Below are 1,682 nucleotides of genomic sequence, written 5' to 3' on the forward strand. Positions count from 1 at the left end.
GCATGCCGGTGTGGCAGGACAAGCTGTTCATCGGGCTGGCTCGCACCGCTGCCGATGCGACCGAGTATTTCCAGATCCCGACCGGGCGCGTGGTTGAAATCGGCACGCAAGTCGCCATTTGACAGGTGTCCTCGCCAGGCAGATCGCGAGAAGCCCCGCGCTGCAAGCATGAGTGCCATAACCTTACGGCACTTGATATTGCATCGCAGCAAGCGTAGAGCACCGCGCGCTTATCGGAGTGTCGTCCATGGCCCTTACCAATGCTGGTAGTGAGGCAGAACCCGTCGAACAATCGAGCCATCCCGAAATCGAACAGCATAGCACCAAGGTGCTGATGCTGGGCGCGCTCGGCGTGGTCTATGGCGACATCGGCACCAGCCCGATCTACGCGTTCCGCGAGGCGCTGGTGGCGTCATCCGGCGGCGAGATCGCCGACCGCGGCGATATTCTGGGCGTTTTGTCGCTGATCATCTGGTCGCTGACGATCATCGTCACCATCAAATATATCAATTTCGTGTTGCGCGCCGACAACCGCGGCGAGGGCGGCGTGCTGTCGCTGATGGCATTGGCGCGCGGCAGTTTCCCGACACGCTCGGCGATCATTCTCGCCGTCGGCATCGTCGGCGCGTCGCTGTTCTTCGGCGACGCCGTCATTACGCCGGCGATCTCGGTGCTGTCGGCGGTCGAGGGCATGAATGTCGTCACGCCGACCTTCCAGCCCTATGTCGTGCCGCTGACGCTGGTCATCCTGGCAATCCTGTTTTCGGTGCAGCGATTCGGTACCGGCGGTGTCGGGCTGATCTTCGGGCCGATCACGGCGGTCTGGTTCCTGGCAATCGGCCTTTCCGGCCTGAACCACATCATCGCCGATCCGGAAATCCTGTGGGCGGTCAGCCCGCACTATATCGTCGCTTTCCTGATCAATTCGCCCGACGTCGCCTTCGTCACCATCGGCGCCATCTTCCTAGCCGTCACCGGCGCCGAGGCGCTTTATGCCGATCTCGGCCATTTCGGCCGCAAGCCCATCGTGCTTGCCTGGCTGGCAATCGTGTTTCCGTGCCTCTTGCTCAACTATGCCGGGCAGGGCGCTTTCGTGCTGGCCAAGAACGGCCATGTCGGTCATCCGTTCTTCGAGATGAACGAGGGCTGGACGCTGATCCCGATGGTCGTCCTGGCGACGGCGGCAACAGTGATCGCAAGCCAGGCGGTCATATCAGGCGCGTTCTCGCTGACCAGGCAGGCGGTGCAGCTCAACATGCTGCCGCGCCTGGAAATCCTGCATACGTCGGAACGGCAGTCCGGCCAGATCTACATGCCGCGCGTCAACCTTCTGCTGGCGCTAGTCGTGATGATGCTGGTGGTCGGCTTCGGCGAATCGAGCAAACTGGCCTCCGCCTACGGCATCTCGGTGACCGGCAACATGCTGGTGACGACGGTGCTTTTGTTCGTCGTCATGACGCGTATCTGGAAGTGGCGGCTGTGGGTCGCAGTGGCGATGACGGGATTGTTCCTGTTCATCGACATCGGCTTTTTTGCCTCCAACATCGTCAAGGTGTTCGAAGGCGGTTGGGCCTCACTGGCGGTGGCCTTCACCATCGTGCTCGGCATGTGGACCTGGGTGCGCGGCAGCCGCTACCTTTTCGACAAGACCCGCCGCAACGAGATCCCGCTCGATTTCCTGG

General features: G+C 61.8%; 2 protein-coding genes. Both read left to right on the forward strand.

Annotated features, from left to right (window positions below; all coding sequences use genetic code 11):
- The coding region (locus ACWGTO_RS33355; RefSeq protein ID WP_454578937.1) for a KUP/HAK/KT family potassium transporter at window positions 1-122 on the forward strand (122 nt) is incomplete at its 5' end.
- Between the two features lie 125 nt (window positions 123-247).
- A partial coding sequence (locus ACWGTO_RS33360) for a potassium transporter Kup (RefSeq protein WP_454578936.1) occupies window positions 248-1,682 on the forward strand: 1,435 nt, incomplete at its 3' end.

Source organism: Mesorhizobium sp. PL10 (genome assembly GCF_053714315.1).